This window comes from Polaribacter sp. Asnod1-A03 (genome assembly GCF_045063585.1).
In the GTDB taxonomy this organism is placed as follows: Bacteria; Bacteroidota; Bacteroidia; order Flavobacteriales; family Flavobacteriaceae; genus Polaribacter.
Map to the genome: position 1 here is coordinate 3,139,505 of NZ_JBEFOE010000009.1, position 20,107 is coordinate 3,159,611.

General features: G+C 28.7%; 15 protein-coding genes. 9 read left to right on the forward strand and 6 right to left on the reverse strand.

The window, feature by feature from the left end; translation table 11 throughout:
- Nucleotides 1-27 precede the first annotated feature (27 nt).
- Nucleotides 28-450 (reverse strand): molybdenum cofactor biosynthesis protein MoaE, encoded by a 423-nt coding sequence (locus ACJJVY_RS13960; protein ID WP_405609979.1) that lies wholly within the window; start codon nucleotides 448-450, stop codon nucleotides 28-30.
- An 82-nt stretch (nucleotides 451-532) separates the two neighbouring features.
- Here ACJJVY_RS13960 and ACJJVY_RS13965 point away from each other — a divergent pair, with 82 nt between their 5' ends.
- Nucleotides 533-805, forward strand: coding sequence for a DUF3817 domain-containing protein (locus ACJJVY_RS13965; protein WP_405609982.1), 273 nt, complete (start codon nucleotides 533-535; stop codon nucleotides 803-805).
- A 36-nt stretch (nucleotides 806-841) separates the two neighbouring features.
- On the opposite strand, the gene ACJJVY_RS13970 is transcribed toward ACJJVY_RS13965, so the two are convergent.
- Together ACJJVY_RS13970 and ACJJVY_RS13975 are read right to left on the reverse strand one after the other, a co-directional pair.
- Nucleotides 842-1,084, reverse strand: a complete 243-nt coding sequence (locus ACJJVY_RS13970) for a MoaD/ThiS family protein (protein WP_405609985.1) — start codon at nucleotides 1,082-1,084, stop codon at nucleotides 842-844.
- Between the two features lie 14 nt (nucleotides 1,085-1,098).
- The gene (locus ACJJVY_RS13975; protein WP_405609988.1) at nucleotides 1,099-3,567 is read right to left on the reverse strand and encodes a DUF5686 and carboxypeptidase regulatory-like domain-containing protein; all 2,469 of its coding nucleotides are present in this window, start codon (nucleotides 3,565-3,567) and stop codon (nucleotides 1,099-1,101) included.
- A 221-nt stretch (nucleotides 3,568-3,788) separates the two neighbouring features.
- Between ACJJVY_RS13975 and ACJJVY_RS13980 the strand changes: the two genes are divergently transcribed.
- The 6 genes from ACJJVY_RS13980 to ACJJVY_RS14005 all read left to right on the forward strand — a co-directional run bounded on the left by ACJJVY_RS13980 (nucleotide 3,789) and on the right by ACJJVY_RS14005 (nucleotide 15,394).
- Nucleotides 3,789-6,071 carry an NADP-dependent malic enzyme gene (locus tag ACJJVY_RS13980; RefSeq protein WP_405609991.1) on the forward strand — a complete coding sequence of 761 codons (2,283 nt, stop codon included), beginning with the start codon at nucleotides 3,789-3,791 and terminating at the stop codon, nucleotides 6,069-6,071.
- Nucleotides 6,072-6,104: 33 nt separating this feature from the next.
- Nucleotides 6,105-6,686: a Holliday junction branch migration protein RuvA gene (gene ruvA / locus ACJJVY_RS13985; protein ID WP_405609994.1), complete on the forward strand. Its 582-nt coding sequence runs from the start codon at nucleotides 6,105-6,107 to the stop codon at nucleotides 6,684-6,686.
- 4 nt (nucleotides 6,687-6,690) lie between these two features.
- Nucleotides 6,691-13,857, forward strand: a complete 7,167-nt coding sequence (gene sprA, locus ACJJVY_RS13990; RefSeq protein WP_405609997.1) for a cell surface protein SprA — start codon at nucleotides 6,691-6,693, stop codon at nucleotides 13,855-13,857.
- Between the two features lie 23 nt (nucleotides 13,858-13,880).
- Complete coding sequence (gene gcvH, locus ACJJVY_RS13995) at nucleotides 13,881-14,261, forward strand: glycine cleavage system protein GcvH (protein ID WP_405610000.1); 381 nt, start codon at nucleotides 13,881-13,883, stop codon at nucleotides 14,259-14,261.
- 58 nt (nucleotides 14,262-14,319) lie between these two features.
- Complete coding sequence (locus ACJJVY_RS14000; RefSeq protein WP_405610003.1) at nucleotides 14,320-14,610, forward strand: VanZ family protein; 291 nt, start codon at nucleotides 14,320-14,322, stop codon at nucleotides 14,608-14,610.
- Between the two features lie 64 nt (nucleotides 14,611-14,674).
- Nucleotides 14,675-15,394, forward strand: a complete 720-nt coding sequence (locus ACJJVY_RS14005) for an energy transducer TonB (RefSeq protein WP_405610006.1) — start codon at nucleotides 14,675-14,677, stop codon at nucleotides 15,392-15,394.
- 468 nt (nucleotides 15,395-15,862) lie between these two features.
- Here ACJJVY_RS14005 and ACJJVY_RS14010 read toward each other — a convergent pair whose 3' ends face one another.
- The gene (locus ACJJVY_RS14010) at nucleotides 15,863-16,213 is read right to left on the reverse strand and encodes a nicotinic acid mononucleotide adenyltransferase (RefSeq protein WP_405610009.1); all 351 of its coding nucleotides are present in this window, start codon (nucleotides 16,211-16,213) and stop codon (nucleotides 15,863-15,865) included.
- 182 nt (nucleotides 16,214-16,395) lie between these two features.
- Between ACJJVY_RS14010 and ACJJVY_RS14015 the strand changes: the two genes are divergently transcribed.
- Both ACJJVY_RS14015 and ACJJVY_RS14020 read left to right on the forward strand, forming a co-directional pair.
- Nucleotides 16,396-17,082, forward strand: a complete 687-nt coding sequence (locus tag ACJJVY_RS14015; RefSeq protein WP_405610012.1) for a hypothetical protein — start codon at nucleotides 16,396-16,398, stop codon at nucleotides 17,080-17,082.
- Nucleotides 17,083-17,097: 15 nt separating this feature from the next.
- The gene (locus ACJJVY_RS14020) at nucleotides 17,098-17,898 is read left to right on the forward strand and encodes a mechanosensitive ion channel family protein (protein WP_405610015.1); all 801 of its coding nucleotides are present in this window, start codon (nucleotides 17,098-17,100) and stop codon (nucleotides 17,896-17,898) included.
- On the opposite strand, the gene tsaB is transcribed toward ACJJVY_RS14020, so the two are convergent.
- Nucleotides 17,888-18,574, reverse strand: a complete 687-nt coding sequence (gene tsaB / locus ACJJVY_RS14025; RefSeq protein ID WP_405610018.1) for a tRNA (adenosine(37)-N6)-threonylcarbamoyltransferase complex dimerization subunit type 1 TsaB — start codon at nucleotides 18,572-18,574, stop codon at nucleotides 17,888-17,890. The two genes, ACJJVY_RS14020 and tsaB, sit on opposite strands and share 11 nt — an antisense overlap.
- Before the next feature lie 110 nt (nucleotides 18,575-18,684).
- Nucleotides 18,685-20,016, reverse strand: a complete 1,332-nt coding sequence (locus ACJJVY_RS14030) for a TolC family protein (protein ID WP_405610021.1) — start codon at nucleotides 20,014-20,016, stop codon at nucleotides 18,685-18,687.
- Nucleotides 20,017-20,107: the final 91 nt, after the last annotated feature.

Sequence of the window (20,107 nt, forward strand, 5' to 3'; positions counted from 1 at the left end):
TTTTTTGACTTCTTAATCGGTAAAAAACTACGGATGTGCATTTACCCAAACTTGTCCGTCAGAAAAGTATTCTTTTTTCCAGATTGGCACCGTTTCTTTTAAAGTGTCAATAGCAAACTCACAAGCTAAAAAAGCTGCTTTTCTGTGTTTTGATGAAACCGTAATTATTACAGGAACATCACGAATTTGCAACATTCCCTCTGCATGATGAATGGCAATTTTTTTAACATCAAACTTTTCTAAAATCAAATCTGCAATTTTTTGCATTTCTTTAATTGCCATTGGTTTGTAGGTAGAGAACTCTAACTTCTTTACCTCTTTTCCTTTTGTATCGTTTCTAACAGTACCAACAAAAGCCGATATTCCACCACAAGCATCATCTTCTACAAATTGATAACATTCTTGTAAATCTAATTTTTCTTTGGTGATTTTAATTGAAGTTCTTTGCATACATCAACAAAAATAATAATTCAAAATGTATCTTTGTTTATATTTTTAAAGCAAAATTAGATAATCAACAAAACATTTAAAAATGAAAAGCATCTTTAGAATTGTAAGTTTATTAGAAGGAGTTTCTTACTTACTATTATTATTTATCGCTACACCAATTAAATACTTACAAGACAACCCAGAATATGTGAAAATGTTAGGAATGCCTCACGGAATTCTATTTATGCTTTATGTTGTTTTAGCTATTGTTCTTAAGAAAGAAATGAAATGGGATACTAAGAATTTTGTAGTTATCTTAATTGCTTCTGTAATTCCTTTTGGTACTTTTTATGTTGATAAAAAATATTTAAGATAATATTTTCTATTCTTACAAAAGGATAAAAAACATATTTTAACCACCACTAACTGGCGGAATTACAGCAACTACGTCATTTTCTTTTAACAACAAATCATCCTCTGCATAGGCTTCATTTACAGCAATTGCACAAGAATTAAGGTTTTCTAATTTTGGATATTTTTTTATCAATAAATTTTTAAAATCAACAATTGTTATAGCTTCTGCAACTTCTAAATCTAAATTAGAGGTTGCTACCAAATCTGTTGTAATTCCAAAAAATAATACTTTAATTTTCATGTTTTCAAAAATAATTAAAACAAACTTACTCTAAACAATAAACCATTATTTTCTACACCTCCGTAAAAAGATTTTATATAATCTACTCGTAAAAAACGCCATTTGCCAAAACCAATATTATCTAAACCAATAGAATATTCTGTATACGGATTTCTCTCTGCCATTAACAACGTTTTAGCACCACCAATTAAATGAAAATTTAGTTTATTTATCAACGGAATTTTACCCAAAACAGCTCCTTTAAAATTATGTTCTATATGTGCTTCTGCATATTTATCATTTGTAAAAAACTTATAATATTCTAAAATATTAAAGCTGTTTAATTCATTATCAAAAGGGAAAGTTAACAAGTTTCCATTGGTTTGTAAATTATCCATAAAAGCAATATTCTTCTTCTTTAGAAACATCCCTCCTCTTAAGTTATAAGATAACTTACCCAAATTACCGGCATTTATGTTTTGTCTTATATTAGTTGTAAAAACATCAGAATTTAACTCTTTATTAGAAGCTCCAAACCTTTTTGTGTAAGTAACATTTAACAATGGTAATTTTTCATTACCAATATTAAATTTACTGTCTGGATAAGATAAATATTTTTGTCCGAAAACAAAAGTTCCTCCAACTTTTAAAGTTGCAATATTGTGTTCTGTAAAAGGAGCATTTTCAAAATCTGCAATATCTAATGGATTATTAGACTTGTATTGATCGTTACCTTCTTCTTTGATAAAAGCATAATTTGTAGTATTAAATAACGGTTTTCTTTTTGCGTATTCTAGAGAAGATAAAAGATAGATTCCGTTTTTAACTTCTTCAGTATAACTAATTTTAGCAAAACTCTTCTCGTAAATTTTTATATAATTATGCCTATAAATTAAAGAACTAATGGTATTATTTATCTTCATTATTGGCTCTCTATCATTAAATTGAGCTGTTGTAACTCCACCAGAAATATACATTCTTGGCCTTGTAAGGTTGTTCCATTTTTTACTAAAAAAGAACGTTGGCCTTACTCTATCATCAGAAAAACCATAATTTGCTTTTACACCTGCGCTCCACCATTTACCGTTTTCATTTTGCTCTTTAAAATAACTAAACCCTAATGATGTATTAAAACCCTGCACAGTATTAAAACCCAAATCGCTTATTAAACCACTATAGTTAAAAGACCATTTTTTGAATGAATTTTTATATGTATAACCCGTTATTGGCGATAAAACTTCAAATTTATTTTGTTTTTTATTTACTGAGTCTAAATACTTTTTAGATTTACGCAATACTTTTATACTGTCTTTATTTTTATAATCTTTTACCTCTTCTAAAGTTAAAGGAACTGGTCTTAATCGATTCCAATAAGTAGTGTCTTTTTTTGTTGCTTCTTTCTGAAATGTTAAAACTTCATTCGTAAATGTTTTTTTAGTGAATTCTGGCTTAAAATTATAATCAGAATATACATAAGAAAATTTACCGCTAGGTTTAAAACCAAAAATAGAGAGATCAAAATCAATACTTTGGCTAATTAAAACCCAACCCTTTATTTCTTCGGAATAATTATAACTCTGTTTTAATTTTAATGAATTTACAATAGGTAAATCTATTTGCTTACCGGTGGTAGAAATATCTGCACCATACAAAGCCCAATCATCTTCTACAATATAAATAAAACCATTAAAAACACGGTCGTTTTTTCTTTTAGGAATTAATTTTATCTTATTTATTAATTTACCGTTTTTATCGTAAAAAGCACCTATTAACTTGTATTTATAATAACTAAATGCATTTGATGAAATAGGAGAAACTAAATCATTAAAAACAGCAATACTATTATCGTACAAATTAACGTTAGAACTTTCTGCTCTATTAAAACTAACCCCATTATCTTCACCAGAAACTTTAGAAGCTATTATATTTTCTTGAAATTTTTTAGGCTTTTTTTGAAATTTAATTTGAGAAACCGTTTCAGAAAGGTAAATAATTCCGCTTCTTGTAGAATCTAAACCTCCACCAAAATCGCCAGTTTTTTGTCCGAAAAAACTTTCTGGTGCATCTTTTATTCTTGTTAAACCTCTAGAATAAAACTTAGCTGTGTAATTAGCATATTTGTCTGTGTTTTTACTTTTATTAGCAATAGTATTTCTAATAATTTTGTTAGCAGGATTGTCTTTAGAAGAAATAGAAATTCCTTTTAACGCAACACTTTCTTCTGCCAAACTAACATTTAATTGAAAAGGAAAAGACTTAATATTAATTTTCTTCTTTAAGGTTTGATACCCCAAAATCTGAAAAATTATAATATGATTCCCTTTTTTAGTGAAATTTAAAACATAATCGCCATTTTCATTAGAAGTAGTACCGGTAATTGTTTTATCTAAATAAACACTTACAAAAGAAAGAGGAACACCGTTTTTATCTGTAATTCTCCCTTTTATTTGAGCTAAAATTGATGATGAAATAAAAAGTAATAATAAAAAAGTAATTTTTTGCATAGTTTAGCTTTCGTTTTATAGACGTAAACATACTACTTTGGTTACAGTTAAATCTTATTTTTTAGAAAACAACTTGCAATAAGCTATTAATTTAAAGATATTTAAACACATAAACCACTCCTTATTTACATAAAAAACGGAACTTAAAAGAATGAGAAATGTATTAACGCTTTCGCTTAAAACCATATATTTGTTGCTTAAACAAGCAAAGATTTAATTTTATGAGCGATTCTAGAAAAAGACACGAAGCTTTACTATATCATGCAAAACCAAAACCAGGAAAAATTGAGGTTATTCCTACAAAAAAATATGCTACTCAACACGATTTAGCATTAGCATATTCTCCTGGTGTTGCAGAACCTTGTTTGGAAATTGCCAAAGATAAAAACAATGCTTACAAATATACTGCTAAAGGAAATTTAGTTGCCGTAATTTCTAACGGGACAGCCGTTTTAGGTTTGGGTGATATTGGTGCAGAAGCCTCTAAACCCGTAATGGAAGGTAAAGGTTTACTTTTTAAAATATTTGCAGATATTGATGTTTTTGATATTGAAGTTGATGAAACCGATGTAGAAAAATTTATACAAACAGTAAAAGCAATTGCCCCAACTTTTGGTGGTATTAATTTAGAAGATATAAAAGCACCAGAGGCTTTTGAAATAGAAAGACGTCTAAAAGAAGAATTAGACATCCCTGTAATGCATGATGACCAACACGGAACTGCAATTATTTCTGCAGCTGCCTTAAAAAATGCCATCGATATTACAGAAAAAGACATTACAAAAGTACAAATTGTTGTAAATGGTGCCGGAGCTGCCGCAATTTCTTGTACTCGATTATACCTAAAATTAGGTGTAAAAAGAGAAAATGTTGTAATGTGCGACAGTAAAGGTGTTATTAGAAAAGATAGAGATAATCTTACTTCTCAAAAAGCAGAATTTGCAACAGATAAAGATCTGAATACTTTAGAAGAAGCCATGATAAATACTGATATTTTTATTGGCTTGTCTATGGGTAATGTTGTTACACCAGAAATGTTATTAACCATGGCAAATGACCCTATTGTTTTTGCAATGGCAAATCCGGTTCCAGAAATAGATTATGATTTAGCTATTGCCACAAGAAAAGACATTATTATGGCAACAGGTAGATCAGATCATCCTAATCAGGTAAATAATGTACTTGGATTTCCATTTATTTTTAGAGGTGCTTTAGATGTTAGAGCTACCAAAATTAATGAAGAAATGAAGATGGCTGCAGTACATGCTTTGGCAGATTTAGCTAAAAAATCTGTACCAGAACAAGTAAATATTGTGTATGACGAAGTTAGTTTAACTTATGGAAGAGAGTATATTATACCAAAACCATTTGACCCAAGATTAATTTACGAAATTCCACCAGCAATTGCAAAAGCTGCAATAGATTCTGGTGTTGCTCTAGAACCAATAGAAGATTGGGATAGATATAGAGAAGAGTTAATGGAGCGTTCTGGTTCTGGTAGTAAAGAAGTTAGACTTTTACACAACAGAGCAAGAAGAAACAAAAAACGTATTGTTTTTGCAGAAGCAGATTGTTTAGATGTATTAAAAGCTGCACAAAGAGTACATGATGAAAAAATAGGAATTCCTATTTTATTAGGAAGAAAAGATGTTATTATTGCATTAAAGGAAGAAATAGGTTTTACGGATGAAGTAACAATTATAGATCCCAAAACCGATGAAGAAACAGAACGTAAAGATCGTTTTGCTGCTATTTATTGGAAAAACAGACAACGTAAAGGACGTACTTTATCCGAAGCTAAAAAATTAATGCGAGAGCGTAATTATTTTGCTGCAATGTTGGTAAATGAAGGAGAAGCAGATGCTTTAATAACTGGTTACTCTAGACCTTACCCAACTGTTGTAAAGCCTATTTTAGAACTTGTAGAAAAAGACAAAGGAATTACTAAAATTGCTGCAACAAACTTAATGCTTACAAAACAAGGGCCTTTATTTTTATCCGATACAACGATTAATATAAATCCTTCTGCAAAAGATTTGGTTAAGATTTCTCAAATGACAGCTAACTTTGTAAAAATGTTTGGTATGAAACCAAATATAGCAATGTTATCTTTTTCTAATTTTGCATCAACAAATTCAGAAACTTCTAAAAAAATTAGTGAAGCCGTTTCTTATTTACACCGTCATTTCCCAGAAACTATTGTAGATGGTGAAATTCAAGCAGATTTTGCTTTAAATCCAGAGATGTTAGCAAAAGAATTTCCTTTTTCTAAATTAAATGGTAAAAAAGTAAATGTTTTAATTTTCCCTAATTTAGAGTCTGCAAACATCACTTATAAATTATTAAAAGAGGTAAATAAGGCAGAATCTATTGGTCCTATAATTTTAGGATTAAGCAAACCAGTACATATTTTACAATTAGGTGCAAGTGTAGATGAAATGGTTAATATGGCGGCTTTAGCTGCTGTAGATGCTCAAGAAAAGGAGAAAAGAAACAATATCTAAAATAATTATCTTAGAAACTCGAAAAAGTATTATATGATTACACAAATTAGAGGAAAACTTGTAGAAAAAAATCCAACAGAAGCTGTTGTAGATTGTGGTGGTGTTGGTTATTTGCTTCATATTTCTTTAAATACTTTTTCGAGTTTACCAGATGACGAGCTCGTTGTTTTATATACCCATTTATCTATAAGAGAAGATGCACACACTCTTTTTGGTTTTGCAACCAAAATAGAAAGAGAAGTTTTTAAATTATTAATTTCTGTTTCTGGTGTAGGGCCAAGTATTGCAAGAACAATGCTTTCTTCTATGACATCAGAAGAAATACAACATGCAATTGCATCAGAAAATGTAAAATTGATACAATCTGTAAAAGGTATTGGTGTAAAAACCGCACAAAGAGTTATTGTAGATTTAAAAGATAAAATTCTAAAAACTATTGATCTTGATGAAGTTTCTGTATCTACAAGCAATACCAACAAAGAAGAAGCGTTATCTGCTTTAGAAGTTTTAGGGTTTAATAAAAAACAATCTGAAAAAGTTATTTCTAATATTTTAAAAGAAAATCCAGAAGCTACTGTAGAAAAATTAATAAAATTAGCCTTAAAAAATTTATAATAAGTTGAATAAATTTTTAAAAAATATATTTTTAATTCTTGTCTTTACTTTAACAGCTAAAGTTACTGTATACAGCCAAACAGATACTAAAAAAGATACCTTAACAGAACCTAAAGACTCTTTAGACTTAAGATATAAATTTAAAAAAGAGCAAACAGGTGGTTTATTTTTAGACTATTTAGCAGAAAAAGAAATTATTTTTGATAAAGCTTTAAACAAATACTTAATCATTGAAAAAATAGGTGATTATTATACTAGAACACCTATATATCTTACACCAGAAGAATACGCTAAGTACCGTCTTAAGAGAGACATAAAAGAGTATTTTAAAGAAAAGGTAAGTGCTACAAATCCTAAGAAAAAGGGATCTGCTGATACCCAAAAAAACTTACTTCCATCTTATTATGTGAATTCTAAATTTTTTGAAACAATTTTTGGAGGAAATACGATTGAAGTGAATCCTACGGGAAGTCTAAACCTAAAACTAGGCTTAATTTATCAAAATACAGAAAACCCACAATTATCAGAAGAAAATAGAAGTAGTTTAACTTTCGATTTCGATCAGCAGATAAACGCAAGTATACAGGCAAAAGTTGGTAATCGATTATCTTTTACAGCAAATTACGACACACAATCTACCTTTGATTTTCAAAATTTAGTAAGAGTAGAATTTATACCACCATCTCTTTCTGATGTAAAATATAACGAAGACGGAATTATACAAGGTATAGAAGCTGGTAATATTTCTATGCCGATTAAAAACTCTTTAATTAATGGAGCACAAAGTTTATTTGGAGTAAAAACACAATTAAAATTTGGTAATACCAATGTAACTGCTGTTTTTTCTCAACAAAACTCAGAAAGTACATCTGTAGTTTCAGAAGGAGGTGCATCTATACAAGAGTTTGATTTACAAGCAACGGATTATGATAATGACAGACACTTTTTCTTATCGCAATATTTTATAGATAATTACGCAAATTCTCTTAAAAACTACCCATTAATTAATAGCCAAATAAATATTACAAGAATAGAAGTTTGGATTACAAATAGAACTTCTAGCACAGAAGATTATAGAAGTATTGTGGCTTTAGCGGATATTGGTGAATCTGATACTGATGTTTTAGTAAATCAAACAGGTGCTATTTCAGCTACAAATCCGCCAACTACAAGTGGAGGAAACTTACCTACCAATGAATCTAATAACCTATCTAGCTTATTAACAACAAATAGCGGAATTAGAAGTATTTCTACAGTTAATAGTACTTTACAACCTTACAACATGAGTGAAGGTGTGGATTATTCTGTATTAGAAAACGCAAGAAAATTAAGCGAAAGCGAATATACATTAAACTCTCAATTAGGTTTTATTTCTTTAAACAGCAGATTAAATGACGGAGAAGTCTTAGCTGTTGCTTATGAATATACCGTTGCAGGTGGAGTTTCTGGCAGTACAGAAACCTCTTTTAAAGTGGGTGAGTTTTCTAATGATGGAATTTTAGCTCCAGAAAATTTAGCTGTAAAGTTATTACGCAGCGAGATTTTAACAACAAGCAGAACCAATATAACCACAGGTGAAAAAGAAGCTTTTCCAACATGGCGTTTAATGATGAAAAACGTTTATGCGCTAGGTGCATATCCTCTATCTGAAGATGGTTTTATTTTCGAAATACAATATAGAGATGACCAAACAGGTATTTCTTCTAATGTTTTACAAAATGCAAATACTGCAGGTATTACAAATCTACCTTTAATTCAAGTTTTTAAATTAGATCAATTAGACCAAAGTCAATATAAAGAACCAGATGGTTATTTTGATTATGTAGAAGATATTACTGTAAATTCTGATAAGGGGTTTATCTTTTTTCCAGAACCAGAACCTTTTGGTAACGACTTAGTAAAACAAAGCACTACAGATGTTGGTTTAGATGAAACTTTAGATGAGACTTATATTTTTAAAGAACTTTATTTAAATACAAAGGTTAACGCGCAAAACAACTATCAAAACAAAGACAAATATTCTTTAAAAGGATATTTTAAATCAGAAAATTCTGGAGGAATTTCTATTGGAGCTTATAATGTACCAAGAGGTTCTGTAAATGTAACTGCTGGTGGTAGACAATTAGTAGAAGGTGTAGATTATGTAGTAGATTACTCTTTAGGTAAAGTACAAATTATAGATCCAGGGTTACAAGCTTCAGATACCCCAATTAGTGTTTCTACCGAAAATAATGCTGTATTTAATCAGCAACGTAAAACTTTTATGGGTGTAGACGTAGAGCATACTTTTTCTGAAAACTTTATTCTTGGTGCTACTGTTTTAAATGTAAATGAAAGACCGATTACTGAAAAGGTAAATTATGGTTCAGATCCAATCAACAACACTATGTTTGGTCTTAATTTAGATTACTCTACAGAAGTGCCTTATTTTACAAAATTAGCCAATAAGTTACCTTTTGTAGATACAGATGTACCCTCTAATTTATCTATTAGAGCAGATATGGCTTACTTAGTACCTGGTACTCCAAGTGGTATTGATGTTACTGGAGCAGCAACTACTTATATAGATGATTTTGAAGCTTCGCAAATACCAATTAGTATATTATCTCCTTTAGATTGGTACGAAGCAAGTACACCTAGATATTTTCCTAATTTTAATGGAGAACAAGAAAACATTTCTTACAATTATAAAAGAGCAAAATTAGCTTGGTATAGTGTTGATCAAATATTTTATGGTGTTGGTGACACTCCTTCTAACATAGATGCTGATGAGCTTTCTAGAGCAGAAACAAGACAGATTAGTTATAATGAGTTGTTCCCTAATGTAGAATTAGATATTACGCAAACTTCTTTAATAAACACTTTAGATTTAACTTTTTTTCCATCAGAAAGAGGTTCTTATAACTTTGATACCGGATCTACTGTAAATCTTGACGGAACTTTTTCTGATCCAGAAAACAGATGGGGTGGAGTTATGAGATCTTTAACCACCAATAATTTTGATCAAGCAAATGTAGAGTACATTCAATTTTGGGTTATGGACCCTTATGAAAACTATTCCATTACAAATGAAGAAGGTTTACCGCAAGGTGTAAATCCGGATAATGTAGCGAATCAAGTTGGAGATTTATTTATAAACTTAGGTAATGTTTCTGAAGATATTTTAAGAGATAGTAGAAAAATGTACGAAAATGGACTACCAGAAACTGGTGGCGATTTAACTACAGATCCAACAATTTGGGGTAAAATACCAACGAGCTCATCAATAATTTATGCTTTTAACGAAGAAGATGATGCTAGAACAAACCAAGATGTTGGTTTTGATGGTTTAAAAAATGATGAAGAATTAAGTTATTATCAAACAAACTATCCTACTTTAGATTTTACTAAGTTAGATCAAAATGATATTGCTTCAGATAACTTTCAATATTTTAGAGGAAGTGAGTTAGATAATATCAATGCATCTATAATTACTAGATATAAGAACTATAACAATACAGAAGGAAACTCACCTACTCTAAATCAATCTACAGAATCTTATCCAACATCATCTACATCATATCCAGACGTAGAAGACATCAACAAAGATCAAACAATGAATACTGTAGAAAGCTATTATGAGTATAGAATTTCTATGAATAAGAATGATTTAGTTGTTGGGCAAAATTTTATTGTTGATGAAAAAACCACTCAAGTTACTTTAGAAAACGGAGCTTCAAGACAAACAACTTGGTATCAATTTAGAGTACCAATTAATAGTGGAGAAGCCGTTAATGGTATTACAGATTTTAACAGCATTCGTTTTATTAGAATGTTTTTAACAAACTTTAAAATACCGGTTGTTTTACGTTTTGGAGAACTAGATTTAGTTAGAGGAGATTGGAGACGTTACACAAAAACTTTAGATGACTCCTTAAGTGACCCAATAGATCTAGACGATAATGAGCTTAAAGATTTTGAAGTTGGTGTTGTTAGTATTGAGCAAAATGAAGGTAGTTATATAGAGCCACCTGGCATAGAAAGAGAAAGTTTACAAGGTAGTACTACTGTACAATTACAAAATGAACAAGCTGCCACTTTAAAGGTTACTAATTTAGCTGCAAATAGTACAAGAGCTATTTATAAAAACATCAGCATCGATTTAAGGCGATATAAAAACTTAAAAATGTTTATGCACCTTCAAAAAAACGAAGATGCTTTAAGTATTAATGATGATGATTTTTCTGCAATTATTAGATTAGGTACAGATTTAGATGATAATTATTATCAGATAGAATTGCCTTTAAAAGTAAGTACTAGCGGAATTACAGCTTTAGATATTTGGCCAGAAGAAAATAATTTAGACGCATTTTTAGAAACTTTTGGATTGGTTAAATTAGAAAGAGATAAACTCGGTGTATTATTAACAGAGTTATACACATCTACAGAACAAGATGAAGATATCCCTTACACACTTTCTGTAAAAGGAAACCCAACTTTAGCTGAATTGAGTACAATAATGTTAGGGATAAAAAACACAACAACATCACCAATAAGTGGAGAAATTTGGTTTAATGAGTTACGTTCTGCAGATTTTGATAATGATGGTGGTTGGGCAGCAGTTGTAAATGCTGATGCTAATTTTGCAGATGTTGCAAACGTATCTTTATCAGGTAGTATGTCTACCGTTGGTTTTGGTAATGTAGAAGACAGAGTAAGCCAACGTAGTTTAGAAGAAACAAAACAATATGATATTGCAACAAGTATCAATTTAGGTAAAGTTTTAACTCCAGAAAAATGGGGAATTCAATTACCAATGAGTTACAGTATTAGTAAAATTATTATCGACCCAAAATACGATCCTGAATATCAAGATGTAGAATTATCTGATGCTTTAGACTTTAATGATAATAGTGAGTTTTCTAGAGATTACACTAAAAGAACAAGTATTAGCTTTACAAATGTTAAAAAGAACAGAAACCCAAATTCTACAAAAAAACCGAAATTTTACGATATAGAAAATGTATCCGTTTCTTATGCGCACAATAAAGAATTTCAAAGAAATTATAGTATAGAAAAACGTATAAACGAAAGTGTTAGAGCTTCTGCTTCTTATAACTTTAGTTTCGATTCTAAACCTTTTGAACCTTTTAAAGATTCAAAAGCTTTTGAGAGCAAATACTTTAAACTTCTTAAAGATTTTAACTTTAATCCTATTCCAAAAACTTTTGCAATAAACTCTAGTTTTAATAGATATTATAATGAACAACAATCTAGAAATTTAGTAGACGGATTAACACCACAACCAGAGTTAAAACAACGAAACTATTTATTTGATTGGGATTATACAATCGGTTTTGATTTAACAAAGTCTCTGCAGTTAAATTTTAATGCAACAAACAGTTACATTTACGATACTTTTAATAGTGAGGATGAAATTCAGGTTTTTGACGACTTCTTTAACACAGGTAGAGCAGATCATTATCATCAAAAATTAAACGGAATCTATAATTTACCGATTGATAAAATTCCTTTTTTAAATTTTGTAAAAGCAGATTACGCATACACTGCAGATTTTGATTGGCAAGCAGCACCACAAACTACGGTAACTATAGATGGTGTAGAAGTACCCTCTTTATACATTACTGGTAACGTAATACAAAACTCTAATACGCACAATTTAAATACAACATTTAGCTTAGAGAAATTTTATAAGGGTTTAGGTTTTGAAAAATTATTACTAACTAAAAACCAACGTAAAAACTTAAGAGAATCAAAAAAAGAATCTAAAAAAGGAGGATTACAAGGGCCAAGTTTACCAAGAACACCTAGTAGAACACCACAAAATAAAAAGCTATCTTTAGGTAAAAAAATATTAAAAGCTACTTATGATGTTGTTACTTCTGTAAAACAAGCTAAAATTAGTTATTCAGAAAATAACGGACAATATTTACCAGGTTATACAGAAGACATTGGTTTTTTAGGTGGTGCACCAACTTCTTTTGCTTTTGGTAGTCAAGTAGACATTAGAAACAAAGCATTAGAGAATGGTTGGTTTGTAACCAGAAACCAAGGTGATGATTATTACAGTAAATCTTTTAGTAAAACACATTACAATAAATTAGATTATACATTTACACTTAAACCTGTAACAGATTTAAATATTGATGTTAGAGGTAACAAAATACAAACAAGAAATGTTACACAACAATTAGACCTAATTGGTGGAAGTTCTCAGTTTGAAGATACTCCTCTTTATGAAACAGGTAACTTTAGTACAAGTTATTCTATGATTTCTACAGTTTTTTCTGATGGAGATGATTTGTTTCAGAAACTTAAAGATTACAGAACCATTATTTCAGATAGATTAGCCAGCGAAAATACTGTACCAGGTAGCGGATTCGGAACAAATAGTCAACAAGTACTGTTACCAGCATTTATGGCTGCTTATTCTGGTAAAGATCCTAATAAAATAAATACAGGTTTGTTTAGAGATATTCCTATTCCTAATTGGGCATTAAGATATACTGGTTTAATGAAGCTTAAGTTTTTTAAGAAAAATTTTAGCAATTTTGTAGTCACACATGGTTATAATTCTTCTTATACTCTATCAAGCTTTACAAATAATTTACAGTATGATAAAGAGAACCCTTTTGCAAACCTTAATTCAGCAAATAACTACGAAGCAGATTTATTAGTTTCTGCGGTTACTTTAGTAGATGAATTTTCGCCATTAATTAAAGTAGATATGAAAATGAGAAATTCTTTTTCTTTTAGAGGTGAAATTAAAAGTGATAGAACTTTAACCATGAACTTTAATAATAGTACGTTAACAGACATTAAAGGAACAGAATATATTTTTGGTTTAGGCTATATTATAAAAGATGTTAAGTTTGATACTCGTTTTACAGGTAAAAAACAAACCTTAAAAGGAGATGTAAATTTAAGAGCAGATGTATCTTTAAGAGATAATTTAACACAAATTAGGTCTGTTGATGAAGATAATAATCAAATAAGTGGTGGTCAAAAACTTTTTTCTATTAAATTTACAGCAGATTATAGATTAAGTAGTAGTTTAACAGCATCATTCTATTACAACCATCAAACATCTAGATATGCAATTTCTACCACATACCCAAGACAATCAATTAATGGTGGATTTAATATTATCTATAACTTAGGAGGAAATTAAAAACTTAAAATAATAATAAAATAATGAATTTACCATCAGAATTAAAATACACAAAAGACCACGAGTGGATTAAAATTGAAGGATCTGTTGCAACAGTAGGTATTACAGATTTTGCTCAAGGAGAATTAGGTGACATCGTTTATGTAGATGTAGATACTCTAGATGATACTGTAGAAGAAGGAGAAGTTTTTGGATCTGTAGAAGCTGTAAAAACAGTTTCTGATTTATTTATGCCATTATCTGGTGAAGTAATAGAATTTAATGAAGAATTAGAAGATGAACCAGAATTGGTAAATTCTGATCCTTATGGTAAAGGTTGGATGATAAAAATTGAAATATCAGATAGTTCTCAAATATCAGATTTATTAGATGCAGACGCGTATAAAGAGCTTATTAACGGATAATCTTTTTATAATAGCAATTTTAATAACAATTACTATTGCCTATTTAAGTTTAATAAGAATGCCCAAAACAGAAGTAATAGATTTTGGTGATAATTCTGATAAAGTTTATCACTTAATTGCTTATTTTTCTTTATCGTTTAGTTGGCTTATCTCGTTTTACAAAAAAAAATCAATAAAATTACAAATAATTATTTCTTGTATAATTTATGGCATAATTATTGAGGTGCTTCAAAGTGAACTAACTGAGTATAGAACAGGAGATTATAAAGATATTCTTGCAAATACTTTAGGAATTGTCTTAGGTTTATTAATTTTTAATCAAATTATTAAAAAAATTAAACTTAATTAGCACTAAGACTTGTATATAAACCAATAATTTAATTAAATTAGCGAACTATTAAAAACTCTTTACAATGGAAATTAAGAAAAACCCAAAATCTAACTTAGAAAATTATAGTAAGATTTTTATGCAAATAGGACTAGCTTTAGCTCTTTTTATTACTTATGCAGCAATAGAAAAGAAAACTTACGATAAAGTTATTAGTGACTTAGGTACAGTAACTATGAATGCTGAAATGGAAGAAGAAACGGTGATTACTGAAAGAGTAGAGCCAGTAAAACCAAAAACTCCACCACCACCAACACCAGAAAAAATAGAAATTGTAGAAGATGAAAAAGAAGTTGAAGAAACTGTAATTGAATCTACTGAAACAGATGAAACTGAAGCTATTGAAGTAGAAGAAATTGTAGAGATTGAAGAAGTTGAAGAAGTTGTAGAAGATGTAAGTTTTATGATTATTGAAGATGTACCAGTTTTTCCTGGATGTAAAGGAACTAAAAATGAGTTAAAAGCTTGTTTTAGTAAAATGGTACAAAAACACTTCTCTAGAAAGTTTGATGCAGATTTACCAAATGAGTTAGGTTTGTCTTCTGGAAGAAAAAGAGTTTTTATCGGTTTTAAAATTGATAAAAGTGGTAAAATTGTAGATGTAAATGCAAGAGCTCCACACCCAAAAATTAAAAGTGAGGTTATTAAGGTAATGAAACAATTACCTACAATGAAACCAGGTAAGCAAAGAGGTAAGCCAGTAGGTGTAAAATATAGTATCCCTTTTACTTTAATTGTGGAGTAATAAGAATTTAAAATATTATTATAGTTTAAAAACCGTTTAGATTAAAATCTAAACGGTTTTTTTATGTACTTATTTATTAATTAGATTTATTACTCAATAAACTACATCAGATTTTCTTTAAATTTTAAAGCTAAAAAAGTAATAATTGATTGATAGATCATCAATTTAGAATTAAGCATTCAATAACTTATGTTTTATTCTAACTAAATAGAACGGGTCAATAATCTATATAACTCCAAATTATTATCCTATCTATTAGATATCTAAATAGTCTATCTAGTATATAGAAAAGTTATTTCAGAAAAGAAAATAACAGCATTTTTACACTATAAATAAGATTTACTTTATCTTTTTTAAGTAGAACCCTTAAATTGTAAACCCATAACTTTACTCTTAAAAACCTTATACATAAAAAAACTCCAAGAATCTATCTTGGAGTTTTTAAATTTTAAATAAAATTCTTATTTATTATTCATTAGCAGCATAATAAGATTCTTGTTTCCATAAACTTACATTAACAATTACATTGTTATCATAATTTACTTCTTTTAAAGATTCTTTATCCCAAAAAAACCATTTACCAACTTTTTTTCCATTTTCATATTTGGCTATTTGAGTTTTGTTTCCTTCTTTATCAAATTTAATCCACTCTCCAGTTAATTTTTTATTTTTAAAATAACCCTGTGTATTAATTGATCCGTCTTCATTATAATATATTGCTTTTACTAAATCTCCTTCTACTGTAAAAGTTGGTTTTATATCTTGTGAATATCCTATTGTAGCTATACAAATAGCAATAAGTGCTAGTATGTTTTTCATGATTCTTTAATTTTAATTTAACATTATAATTACAAATATAAATATTTAATTACATTTAGACAACATTTTGATAACATTAAATTAACATTGAAAAATGATACTATTACATACCTAATAGATTTTTAACACAATACATGATTATTATAGTTAGGTTTTTATTATTTTTAGGCAAATTAGGTCTTATGAAAATTCAAAAAACAATTTTTCTACTATTATTTTTAAGCACAACTTTTGGTTACTCTCAAATAGATAACTTAACCATGTTTATAAACGGTGTAATGGTAGAAGTCAAACCACCAGATGTAGATAAAGCTTTATCGCAAGATTGGGATGCTTTACAAAAAACAGCTCATGTAAAATACTTAACACCTAATTATGCAGAAGCACGTATTGATAATGATATTGAAAACAAATATGAGCTTAGGTATAATATATATAAAGATGAAATGGAGTTTGTACAAAACAATCAAACATATTATACCTATAAGAAAGAAGACCAGATAATTAATTTCTTTAAAATTGATAAAAAGTTTATCATTTTAAAACATGAAGGGAAACTAAGTTATTTTCAAATATTAGTTAAAGGCAACTACTCTATCTATACTAAGCCTAAAGTAGAATTTATGGAAGGGAGACTTCCAAAAAATAATTTTGAAATTAAAACAGAATCTAGGTTCTTCAAACAAAAAGATAAAACCTTTATTTCTATTAATAATAATGAGCTAATAAAAATACCAAGTAATAAGAAAGCTTTTTTTGACCTTTTTGGTAATAAACAAGAAGAAGTAAAAAAGTATTTAAAATCAAAAAAATTAAACAGGAAAAAAGAGGAAGATTTAGTATTACTTTTTCTACATTTAAACTCTTAAATTAAAATAATAAATATGAAAGAATACATTGAACGTTTAACCAATTTAGTTATTGAATATACTCCTAAAATATTAATAGCATTAGCTATTTTATTAGTTGGTTTATTTGTTATAAAAATTGTGGTAAGGACTTCAAGAAAAATGATGAAAAAAGCTGGTCTGGATGAAACCTTACAAAAATTTCTGGGAGACTTATTAGGTTGGGCTTTAAAAATATTACTTTTTATTACTGTTATTGCTAAATTAGGAATAGAAACAGCTTCTTTTGCAGCAATAATTGCAGCAGCTGGTTTAGCTGTTGGTTTGGCATTACAAGGATCTCTAGGTAACTTTGCTGGTGGAGTTTTAATAATGATATTTAAACCTTTTAAACTTGGTGATTTAATTGAAGCACAAGGACAAATAGGTGGTGTAAAAGAAATATCAATTTTCACTACTAAACTTATAGGTTTATCTAACAAAGAAATTATTATACCTAATGGTAATTTATCTAACGGAACTATTGTTAATTATACTACATTAGGTACAAGACGTGTAGATTTTACAATTGGTGTTTCTTATGATGCTGATATTAAACAAACAAAAGAAGTTTTAATGAATGTTTTAACTGCCAACCCTAAAGTTTTAGAAACACCAGCACCAACCGTTGTTGTATTAGAATTGGCTGATAGCTCTGTTAATTTTGCAGTTAGACCATGGTGTATAACAGCAGATTATTGGACAGTTCATTGTGAAGTTATAGAAAATATAAAGTTGGCTCTAGATGAAGCTGGTATAGAAATCCCTTATCCTCACCAAGTTGAAATTAAAAAATAGTTTTTTTCTTCTTTTCTGGAATCACAACAAAGTCTTTTAAATAAAAAGGTTCAAAATAAGCGACATCTTCGATGTCGTTTTTTTTGTACTTATTATAAGATAAACTTGCCATTTCTTCAGCCGAAGGAAATTTATCATCAATAAAAAAGGCATTAATATGTTTAATAATACCTTTACATTTATTAGCACCATCACCTAAAAAATAAACTTTTCCTTTTTCTAAATATTCTGAAAAGGAGGTTTCATCTATAACTTCTGCTTTTATTTCTCTTACCTTTTCATAACTATCATTATAAATAGTAGAATATACTTCCATTCTTCTGGCATCTAACATAGCAACAATAAAACCAGATTCTATAGAAATAGAATGAGTTAAAGATTCTAATGTTTCTATAGAGATTAAAGGCTTATCAAATGCAAAACAAAGCCCTTTAGCAGCAGAAACTCCAATTCTTAAACCAGTATAAGACCCAGGGCCTTTACTTACAGCTACAGCGTCTATTTCTACTGTAGAAATTTCTGCTTCTTTTAAAACATCTAAAATATACGGATGTAAAACTTCTGCATGAGAATAATTACCGTTATTAAGTTCTTTAATAGAAATAATCTCTCCGTTATTTGCAATACTTACAGAACAATTTTTTGTTGCAGTTTCAATATTAAGGATAATTGCCAAATTCTAAATTTTAATACAAATATAAGAGATAATCAATTTTATCCTTTAATAAACAAAAAAAACCTCGCCAATATGCGAGGTTTAAGTAACTATTTAAAATTGTTGTATTATTAATCTAAAACTAATTCGCCAGAATAAAACTCTAAAACTTTTGTTTTAAAAACGTAATCATATTTAGAACTGATTAAAGATGCTTGAGCATTTACTAAACGAGTTCTTACAAGATCAAAATCAAATAAAGTCATTGCCCCGTAATTATAACTCTCTTGTGCATTTTTAAAAGCTTCTTCTTGCGCTTCTAAAGAAATTGTAGAAGCTTCATATGTTTTTAAAGCAGATTTAACATCTAAAAAAGCTTGTTCTATAGTCTGTTTTAAATTTAGTTTTTCACTTTCTAATTGAGTTTCAGAAATTTCTTTATTAATTTTAGATTTAGCAACACTGTTTTTAGTTTGAAATCTATTAAAAATAGGTATACTTAAAGATAGACCTGCTCCATATTGTAGTCTATCTTCAAATTGACTAAAATAAGAAGCATTGGTTTGATCAAATACCAAATTATTAAATTGATGATAATAAGAACTACCAGTACTTACAGAATAAGATAGCGTTGGTAAAAAAGAACCTTTAGAAATAGCAATATTTAAATCTGCATTTTCTATTGCCAATTTAGCATTTTGTATTTCTGGCATTACTTCTAAAGACTTCTCAAATACATCATCAGAATTTTTATATAATAACATTGATGATGGAGAACCAACATCTATAGAAGCTACATCAAAATTATTGACAGAAACTTGTAATAACTGAGCTAAATTTAATAATGCCAAATCTAAAGCATTTTCTTGCGTAATAACTGCTTGCTGATCTGCTGCTGCAGTTGATTGAGCATTTAATAAATCACCTTTTGGTATTACACCAGATTCGAATCTTGTTTTTACGGCATCAATTTGTTTGTTACTTATCTCAAATTGTACTTGTGCAGCTTTCAAGTTTTCTTTAGCAAACAAAACATTTAAATAACCATTTACAACAAATAAAGAAATATCATTTTCTATTTTCTTTAAATCTAAAAGACCAGACTCTACTCCTAATTGAGCTTGTTTGTAAGTGTTTGTATTTACATAACCATTAAAAATCACACCACTTGCAGATAGACTTACGCTAGAAGAAAAGTTGTTTGTATTTTTTAAGATACCATTTTCATCTTGAGAAAGACCAGAATTAAAAGTACCTGAAGAAGATGCGCCCAAATATGGTAAAAAATTACCTTTAGCTATTTCTACATCTTTTTTAGCAAGTTCTAAACTTAGCTTATTTTGTTGAATGGATATGTTTTTATTTAAAGCTTGATCTACACATTCTTTAAGTGTCCATTTTTTTTGAGAAAAAGTAGCTATAGAAGTTAAAAAAGCTACAAATAGTATAAGTTTAGTTTTCAAAATGTATTTTATTTTAGTTTATGCGTTTATTTTTAAGTTGAAATAAATACAAAAATTTTAATTAACACAAATAAGACGACTAAAAGTAAAA